The 9,944-nt window shown below is 65.1% G+C and carries 4 protein-coding genes and 1 pseudogene; all 5 read left to right on the forward strand.

What is annotated here, in order from left to right; translation table 11 throughout:
• A partial coding sequence (locus B4E36_RS01725; protein WP_345899906.1) for an amino acid ABC transporter permease occupies positions 1 to 409 on the forward strand: 409 nt, incomplete at its 5' end.
• Positions 410 to 419: 10 nt separating this feature from the next.
• Complete coding sequence (locus B4E36_RS01730; protein WP_292058764.1) at positions 420 to 1,199, forward strand: amino acid ABC transporter ATP-binding protein; 780 nt, start codon at positions 420 to 422, stop codon at positions 1,197 to 1,199.
• Between the two features lie 3 nt (positions 1,200 to 1,202).
• Positions 1,203 to 2,276, forward strand: a complete 1,074-nt coding sequence (locus B4E36_RS01735; protein WP_292058766.1) for a saccharopine dehydrogenase family protein — start codon at positions 1,203 to 1,205, stop codon at positions 2,274 to 2,276.
• Positions 2,277 to 2,439: 163 nt separating this feature from the next.
• On the forward strand, positions 2,440 to 6,090 hold the full coding sequence (locus B4E36_RS01740) for an autotransporter domain-containing protein (protein WP_292058767.1): 3,651 nt from the start codon (positions 2,440 to 2,442) through the stop codon (positions 6,088 to 6,090).
• A 216-nt stretch (positions 6,091 to 6,306) separates the two neighbouring features.
• A pseudogene (locus B4E36_RS01745) lies at positions 6,307 to 9,944 on the forward strand (beta strand repeat-containing protein); the annotation flags it as partial.

A 9,944-nucleotide genomic window follows, 5' to 3' on the forward strand; every position in this document is an offset into this window, starting at 1 on the left:
CAACATCGACAACCGGTTTGCCGCCATGCTGACCCTGTCGCTCTATGTCGGGGCGTTTTACGCGGAGATCTTCCGCGGCGGGATCGTGTCGATCGACAAGGGCCAGCGCGAGGCGGCGGCCGCGATCGGCATGAGCCCGTTCCAGTCGATGCGCTGCATCATTCTGCCGCAGGCGCTAAAACGCGTGCTGCCGTCCTTCATCAACCAGTCGGTCATCCAGTTCAAGAACACCTCGCTCGTCTCCGTCATTTCGGTTGCCGACCTCGCCTATATGGCCGCGGTGGTGAACGGCCAGACCTACCGGCCGCTGGAATCCTACACGGTCATGGCCGTGCTCTACATCGTCGTGCTGCTGCCTCTGATGCAGGCCGCGGACTGGTTTGAAAAACGGCTCAGGGTCAGCGACTGAGGGAAGGAAGATGAACATGACACAGCAAAGCCAGACCGGCGCGCCGGTTCTCGAAGCTGCCGGCCTTCAGAAAAGCTACGGCATTCACGAGGTCCTGAAAGGGATCGACCTGACCCTGACGCGCGGCGAGGTGGTTGCCCTGATCGGGCCCTCGGGGTCCGGCAAGTCCACCTTCATCCGCTGCCTCAACGTCATGGAGACGCCCACCGGCGGCGCGATCCGCTTTCGCGGACGCGACGTGGGAACCAGTTTCCGCGATGCCGGCGACAAAATCGGCATCGGCACGCTTCGCCGCCATGTCGGCATGGTGTTCCAGCATTTCAATCTGTTTCCGCACAAGACGGTATTGGAAAACGTGATCGAAGGGCCGGTGATCGTCTGCCGTAAGCCGAAGAAGGAGGCCATCGCCCACGCAATGGAGCTTCTGGCCCAAGTCGGTCTCGCCGAAAAACACGCCGCCTACCCCAACCATCTCTCCGGCGGCCAGAAACAGCGCGTCGCGATTGCCCGCGCGCTGGCGATGGAGCCGGAGGTGCTGCTGCTCGACGAGGTGACGAGCGCGCTCGATCCCGAACTCGTCGGCGAGGTTCTCGCCGTTATCCGCAAGCTCGCCGAAGACGGCATGACCATGGCGATCGTGACCCATGAAATGGCCTTTGCCGCCGACGTTTCGAGCCGGGTCCTGTTCCTGGATCAGGGCGTGATCGCGGAAACCGGTTCGCCCGACCAGGTGATCCTCAATCCGCAAAACCCAAGGCTTCAGGCCTTCGTTTCCCGCTTCAGGGGGTAGATCATGGACAGGTTCAAGATTGCGATCTTCGGCGCGGGCAAGGTCGGTTCGGCGCTTGCGGCAACGCTGTGTCTTACGGGCGACATCGACGTCACGATCATCGACCCTTCCGAAGAGGCGCTCGACGCGTTTGCGTCGCTCGGCCTTCCGGTGAAGGCGCTGCGCCAGCGCCAGAATGAGAAGATGCCCGCCGAGGCGCGCGGCAGCGATCTGATCGTTGCCGCCGCCCCCGACTGGGCTTCATCCGGCATTGCCGAGCTTGCCGGCGCCTCGAACGCGCATTTTCTGGATTTCTCCCCGGTCCGGCCGGAAAATCTTTCCCTGCTGCAACAACTCGCCAAAACGCGCGTCGTGCTTTCGGGCGCCGGCGTGGCGCCGGGGCTGGTGGACAACATCGCCTCGGGGCTGATGGAGCCCGGACGGACGATCAGCGATCTGACGATCCGGGTCGGCTCGCTGCCGCGCTACCCCACAAACCGGCTGGGTTACGGCCAGATCTGGGATATCGACGCGATGATCGAGGAATATACCCGGGCCTGCGAAGCCGTGCAGGACGGCAAGGCGGTGTTCCTGAAACCGCTGGAACATCTCGAAAAGGTCATTCTCGACGGAACGTCCTATGAGTGCTTTACCACCGCGCGCGGCCTGTCCGACCTGACGCCCTATCTTGAGGCCGGGGTGAGGAACGTCACCTTCAAGACCCTGCGCTATCCCGGCCATCTCGACTATATGCGCTTTCTTCTGGACGATCTGGGTCTGAAAACCCGTCGTGACATGCTCAGATCTCTGCTGATGAACGGGCTGCCTGTCATCGACGAGGACGAACTCCTGCTGTTCCTGACGGCGCGCAGCACGCTTCGCAACCGTCCCGCCGAACGGTCGCTGTCGCTGCGCTTCCGCTCCGACCGGCATCAGCCGTTCAACGCCATGACCTCGGTTGCCGCGGCCTACGCCGCGAGCCTGATCGACCTTCTGCGAAAAGGCACGTTCGGCCCAAGCGGCATGGTGGCGCACAACCGCATCGAGAGCGAACAATTGCTGGAAAACCCCTTCCTCAAGCGGCTGCTCGTGGCCTGAGAGCGCCAGCCACCACCCGAGAGCCCCTCATTTTGCCACAGATCCGGCAAGGTTAATAAATGTAATATTACCTACATAAAGTTGTGTTGATATCGACCTACAGCGGATTTCATCCACCTTTTCCAACTTCTGTAGGTCAAAAATGTCAATAAAGTTACATTCCGTGTCCTCGACACGAAGCCGTACCAGCCATGCCCGTCGCGTCCGCCGCCTCTTGTGCGGCGCGGCGCTCATCGGTTCGGTGGCGATGCCGATCGGTGCTCATGCTGCTGATGAAGGCAAGGGCACCGTCCGGGTTCTGACCTTCAACACCTACCGCGAGTTGTTTTCAGGCGATGACGCCTCGATGAAGGCGTTCCTCGAAGCGGGTGACTACGATGTCATCGGCCTTCAGGAGCTGTGCTACTACGCCAGCCAGTGCACCTATATGGATACGATACCGGAGATGCTTGCCGGCCAGGGCTGGTCGAATGCCGCCGGCTACCGCGATGGCGAGGATGGCGTCGTGACGCGCTTTGCCGGTGAAGGCGGCTCCCACCGCTGGGGCAATTACTTCTCCGGCCAGTTCGCCTATGTGACGGCGGATGCAAGCGAGGGCCTGCCGCAGACGACCTATGCCTCCGCGCATTTTGACTGGCGCAACGAGCCGGAAACCTATCGGATCAGCGAAGCGAAACAGGTCAATAGCTGGGTTCTGGATCACAACAACCCGGTTATCCTGATGGGCGATCTGAATGCCGGCGACGTTTCCGAGCGCGGTCTGAGTTCCGCCCTGCAGCAGGCCTATCTCTATACCCGCGTCATTTACGACGCGGCGCCGTCGCAGCTCTGGCGCGATCTCGTTCTCGAATATGCGCCGGAAGGCAGGGAAGATCAGGCGCAGGCCTATATCGACGCGATGCGCGCCACCGATCCCAACAATGCCAAGCACTATCGCAATGTGCTTCAGGCCTATTTCGACGCCCATCCGGAAGAATTCCCCGGAATTTCGAAGGTCTCCGACATGAGTTGGGAACAATGGGCCGTCATCATCCAGAAGGACATGGCCGCCAACGGTCTCGTGCTCGAGGATGAAACCTATCCGACCGCGAGCAACCAGCCGGTGACGATGAACATTCTGAAGAAGCAGTTCATCGCGCTCAACTCGGACTCCACGCGGGAAGGCTACGCGCCGCATAGCCGTGGCGACGGCAGCGTCACCTGGCCGGGCACGGAATATGACGAAGGCAACATCACCTCGCCCGGCTGGGCCCATGGAAAGATCGACCACTTCCTGGCCTCCCGCCCCTATGGCAAGTGGTGGACCGTGGTCGACGCCCCCGATGATGACTATCTCGGCGTCCTCAACGGCATCGCGGTCAACGACGATGGCAAGGCGCTTTCCGACCACGAACTGGTCGCCCACGAAATCCGCTGGGTCGGTCCCGTGCTGGAGGCCTATGAAGGCGACGCGAGCAAGAAGACCCTGATCTGGAGCGCCGAGGCCAACACGTTCGCGGAAGACGGCGGCGTCTTCCAACTCACCCGCAACAATATGCGCACCGATATGACCATCGGCCAGATTTCCGATGACGACGGCAATCCGATCTTCACCGATCTCCCCGTCGACGTGCTGAAAACCAAGCTCGACTGCGAAAGCGGCGAGGAATGGCTGCAGGATGCGATCGCCGCATACTGCATCGACGATCATTCCTTCATAGGCGAAACGCTGATCACCGATGGCGGCACGATCATCGTCGATGAGGACCTGGCGCTCGGCAATGCCGATGCCGATCTTCGCCTTAACAACGGCACGCTCGCGATTGCGGGCACGGCGATGCCAACGCTCGACCGCAACGTCGTGCTTGAAGGCGTTGGCGGCACGCTCCACGTCTCCGACGCCGCGGCGAGCGTCACGGCGCCGGGAACCATCTCCGGCGAAGGCGCGCTGACCAAGGCAGGCGACGGCACGCTGGTGCTCGCCGGCGCAAACACCTATGCCGGCGGCACCTTCATCGAAAGCGGCACGCTTGGCGCGCTCGGCGGCGCGGCATTGCCGGATTACGGCACGGTGGCAATCGCCGAAAATGCCTGGCTTGCCCTTGGCAATGACGAAACCATTGGCGGGCTGACGGGCGCGGGCTCCGTCGATACCGGCAGCGCCATGCTGACCGTCGGCGCGGATGGCAGCACGACGGCCTTTGCCGGCGCGATCGCAGGGTCGGGCGGCCTGACAAAGACTGGCGGCGGCGCGCTGAACCTGACCGGCGTCCACGCCTATTCAGGCGAGACCTTCGTCAATGGCGGCGCGCTGTTCGTCAACGGTTCGATTGCGGCCTCCAGCCTGACGACGGTGAATGACGGCGGCCTGCTCGGCGGCAACGGCGTCCTCGGCAGCCTGCGTGTTGCGGGCGGCGGCACGCTTTCGCCCGGCAACTCGATCGGCATGCTCACCGTCCAAGGCGATGTCACCTTCGAGCAGGGCTCGAACTTCATCGTCGAGGTCGATGCCGACGGCTATGCCGACAAGGTCGTCGCCTCCGGCACGGCCACGATCCATGGCGGAACGATGGCGACGGTTGCCGCCAATGGCAATTACCAGGCCGGCGCCCGCTATGCGGTGCTCGTCGCCGATGACGGCGTGACCGGCGCTTTCGACAGCGTCACCACCAACATGGCTTTCCTGACGCCAAGCTTCGACGCGGCCAGCGGCCAGCTCGTGCTTTCGACGGAGCGCAACGACACGCCCTACGCCTTCGTGGGCACGACGCAGAACCGCAAGGCCGTGGCCGCGGCCATTGACGGTCTCGGCGGCGGCGGGCTCTACGACTCGATCGTTGGTCTTGATGCGGGCACCGCCGATTATGCCTTCAACCAGCTTTCCGGCGAACTCTATCCCTCCGTCACCGCCGCACTGGCGGAAGACAGCCACTTCTTCCGCGATGCCGTTACCGCACGCTTTGCCGGCGGCGCAGCCGTTGACACGGGCACAGGCGTTGGAACGGGGACCGACGGCCGGTTCTCCGTCTGGAGCCACGCCTATGGCGCGCATGGCTCGCTCGACGGCAATGATGTCGCAACGCTCGACCGTAACACCGGCGGCTTCTATATCGGCGGCGACGCCGCCCTTTCGGACGCCTTCACGCTCGGCGCGATGGCGGGCTATGGCCGCTCGAGCTTCAGCCTTGATGGTCAGGACGCTTCCGCCGACACCAACAGCTATCTGATCGGCGTCTATGGCGCGGCCAGCCTCGATGCCTTCCGGCTGACCTTCGGCGGCGCCTATGCCTTCAACGACACCGATGCCCGGCGCGCGATCGATTTCGGTTCGCTTTCGGACAATCTGACGGCGAGCTATGACGGCTCGGTGAGCCAGGTCTTCGCCGAGGCCGCCTATCGAATCGACTTTGCCGGCGGCGTGTTCGAGCCCTATCTCGGCCTCGCCCAGGTGCATGCCGAAACCGACGGCTTTACCGAAAACGGCGGCATCGCGGCGCTTTCGGCCGGCGACAGCGACATGAACGTCACCTATATGGATATCGGCCTGCGCGCCTCGAAGACCTTCGCGATCGGCGAGCGGACCGCGAGCGTCAACGGCCAGATCGGCTGGCGTCACGCCTTCGGCGACATCACGCCGGAGATGGCCATGGCGATTGCCGGAAGCACGCCGTTTACCATCGAGGGCACGCCGATCAACGAGAACGCAGCCATCGTCAATGCGGGGCTGAATTTCAACCTGGCCGAAAACGCCAATCTCTACGTCAACTATGTCGGCCAGTTTTCCGACGGCGGCAGCGAGAACGGCGTCAATGCCGGGCTGAAGATCCGTTTCTAGCGCGCCGCCCCGAAATTCGGGCTTCGCAACGCGTCCTGATTTGCAGAAGGCCGGGGCTGTCGGGTGGCGGCTCCGGCCTTCGTGCCGATTCATCGAGTGAAACGGCCGTTTCATCGGCGACGCGTTGACCGGTTTTGGCCCGCTCTTTACAGCCATCATGCACTTTTCCATTGTTAACATCGCCGCTGCGGCGAGCTGAGGGATGAGGACAGACTGATGGCCAAGGGTTGGAAGCGTCTGGGGGGCGAGCGCGGCGCGGTTCGCGGAACCGGAAACCACGGAGCGACCGGAGCGGCGCTCCTCCTGACAACGGTCTCCGCCCTCGCCCTGCTGATGCCGCCGGCAGCCGGGGCGCAGACCGTCTTCTGCCTGTCCCCCGACGACGCCAGTTCCTGCACGATTTCGAGCGGCACTTACACGGCCAGCTATCCGCTGGTCGGCGAGGGCGATGATGGCGACGACGACAGCAATGGCGATGACGGCCCCGATTATCGGCTCGACAATTACGGCACGATCACCATCGGCGATGACGGCCGCTATGGACTGGCGCTCTCCTCCAGCGGCGGCGACGGCGACGATGACGGCCACACCGATGGCGGCGATGGCGGCAATCTCTCGGTCTACAACTACGCCCCGATCACCATTGCCGGCTCGTCGAACGACGAGGTCTACGGCATTCTCGTCCAGAGCCTCGGCGGCCATGGCGGCGGCGACGAGGACGATACCGGCGCCGGCGGCGATGATGGCGGGCGCGGCGGCGACAGCGGCACGATCACCATCGAGAACAATTCAACCATCTCGCTCCAGCAGGCGCTTCCGAACGGCGGCGCGGGCATCTATGCGCTCGCCCATGCCGGCAAGGGCGGTGATCAGGATTCGACGGTCGGTGACCAGCGCGGCGGCAGTAGCGGCGACGCCAAGGACATGGCCATCGTCAACAATGGCGCGATCACGCTCGGCACGAGCAGCGCCCATATCGATGGCCGCGACTTCGGCTGGGGCATTGCCGCGATCGCCGAGGGTAACAAGGGCGGCCATGACAATGGCAATGGCGGCACGGGCGGCAATATCTCCGTCACCAATAATGGCACGATCGACATCTACTGGAACGATCACAACGGCTCCGGTGACGGCGTCCGCGGCATCTACGCGCTGAGCAAGGGCGGCGATGGTCGGGATTCCGAAGACAACAGCGACAAGGGCGGAAAGGGCGAGGCCGGCTACCAGGTCGAGGTCTACGTCAACAACGACATCCATATCGTTTCCGACAACCATGTCGACGGGCTTTCCGGCGCGGTGGTGGCCATCAGCCAGGGCGGCGATGGCGGCGAGGCGCCCGGCAGCAACAAGGGCGGAGACGGCGGCAATGCCGGCGACACCAGCGGCGATGTCGCCGGCGTCAGCAAGGTCGAACTGCATGGCAGCGCCAACATCACCACCCAGGGCGAGGCGATTTCGGGCGTCGTGATGCGCAGCAAGGGCGGCGATGGCGGCGATGGCGAGGACGGCGAACGCGACAGTTCCGGCGGCGATGGCGGCAATGGCGGCGCGCTTTCCGTCGGCATCTACGATACCGCGACGATCACCACGTCCGGCACCTCTGCCTATGCTTTCCTCGCCCAGTCGATCGGCGGGACAGGCGGCGATGGCGGCGACAATACGGCACTCGTCGGCCAGACCGGCGGCGGCGGCGTTGGCGGCGATGGCGGGCGCATCACCTTTGCGACCGACAGCGGCACGCAGACCGAGACCTTCGGCGATTATTCCGCGGCCATTGCCCTGCAGTCGATCGGCGGCGGCGGAGGCACCGGCGGCGATTTCATCACCGTGCTCGGGGCTGGCGGCGCCGGCGGACAGGGCGGCGATGGCGGCGCGATCACCGCGTCCAATGCCGGCTTGATCTACACAAGCGGCAATCTGGCGCCCGGCATGCTGGTCCAGTCGATCGCCGGCAGTGGCGGCGCGGGCGACCTGCCGGTCGCCTCGATCATCAGCCTTGGCGGCGACGGCGGACTTGGCGGCGATGGCGGCCATGTTTCGGTCACCAATGCCGGCATCATCGCGACCTTCGGCTATGGTTCGCGCGGCATCATCGCCCAATCGATCAGCGGCGGCGGGGGTGCTGCCGGCACGCTTGGCGGCGGCAAGCTGATTGTCGGCGGCAGCGGCGGCGGCGGCGGGGCCGGCGGCCTCGTCCAGGTTTACAATCGCGGTTCCGTGCAGACCTCGCGCAATGCCTCGACCGGCATTCTGGCGCAATCGATCGGCGGCGGCGGCGGCGCGGGCGCTGGCGGTTTCGGCCTGCTTTCCGTCGGCGGCGATGGCGGCGAAGGCGGCGATGCCGGCGCGGTTCAGGCCTTCCTGGAAGACAGTTCGATCTATACCGGCGGCGATTTCTCCTATGGGCTTTCGGCCCAGTCGATCGGCGGCGGCGGCGGCGATGGCGGCGACGTGCTCGATTTCGGCGTGCTCATCGGCGTTGGCGTCGGCGGCAGCGGCGGGATCGGCGGCGATGGCGGTCTTGTTTCCGTCGGCAACGGCAATCTCGCCACCGGCGCCTATAGCGGTGCGCCGACCGTCACCACCGCCGGCGACAATGCCTCGGCCATTCTCGCGCAGTCGATCGGCGGCGGCGGCGGCACGGGCGGCAATGCGGTCAGCGAGGCCGTGCTGACGGTCGCGCAGCTTACGGTCGGCGGCGATGCCGGCGACGGCAGCACCGGCGGCAGGGTCGATGTCGCCTTCGACAATCTGCAGGCATCGACGCTCGGCTCCAATTCCAATGGTATCGTGGCGCAGTCGATCGGCGGCGGCGGCGGCATTGGCGGCGCGGCTTACGGCGCGAATGAATCGCTGGTGTTCGCCTCGACCTTTTCGCTTGGCGGCACGGGTGGCCAGGGCGGCGATGGCGGCCGGGTCAATGTCGACATCACCGACAGCATTATCTCCACCGGCACGGCCGGCGACGACACGTCGGATTCGATCGGCATCCTCGCCCAGTCCATCGGCGGCGGTGGCGGCATTGGCGGGCGCGCCATGTCGGCGGCGATTGCCCAGGTGATCCCGGTCGAGGTCCCGGTATCGATGAGCTTTACCCTCTCGGCGGGCGGCGATGGCGGCGCGGCCGGCAAGGGCGGCGATGTCGATGTCGGCCTGAACGGCACGACCGGCGTGGTGACCGCCGGCGACGGCTCGCACGGCGTTCTCGCACAGTCGGTTGGCGGCGGCGGCGGCACGGGCGGCAATTCCTGGACCTATGCCATGACCAGCGGCCTCGGCGCGGGCGTGTTCTCCGCATCCTTCGGCGAGACGCTCGGCAGCACGGGTGGAGCCGGCGGCAATGGCGACACCGTTACGGTGGCGCTCAACGACACGGCCTCGGTCGTAACCAGCGGCAACAATGCCGATGGCATCGTGGCGCAATCGATCGGCGGCGGCGGCGGCAATGCCGGACGGGCGTCGACAGGTGCCTCGGCCTCGTTCGGGTTTGTCGGCTTCACCGGCAAGAAACAGCTTGGCGGCGATGGCGGCGCGGGCGGCAACGGCGACTATGTAACGGTCACGCTTGCCAATGGCGCCGGGGTTCAGACCACGGGCGACAATTCCCACGGCATCGTGGCGCAGTCGATCGGCGGCGGCGGCGGCACCTCGCAGGGCAGCGCCTTCGGCATTTCCGGCAAGGTCGGCGTTACGGGCACGCCGATGACGGTGACCGGCTCGCTGTCGATGACGCTCGGCCTGCAGGGCGGCGTGGGCGGCGACGGCTCCGACGTAACGATCTCCGACTACGGCACCATCACCACGACCGGTGTCGGCTCCATCGGCATTGCCGCGCAGTCGATCGGCGGCGGCGG

Origin of the sequence: Martelella sp. UBA3392 (genome assembly GCF_002358775.1) — a bacterium.
Taxonomy (GTDB): Bacteria; Pseudomonadota; Alphaproteobacteria; order Rhizobiales; family Rhizobiaceae; genus Martelella; species Martelella mediterranea.

What these genes read in the sequence shown, in the direction of transcription:
- B4E36_RS01730 (WP_292058764.1), top strand. Translation starts at nt 420, where the DNA reads ATGAACATGACACAGCAAAGCCAGACCGGCGCGCCGGTTCTCGAAGCT.
- B4E36_RS01735 (WP_292058766.1), top strand. Translation starts at nt 1,203, where the DNA reads ATGGACAGGTTCAAGATTGCGATCTTCGGCGCGGGCAAGGTCGGTTCG.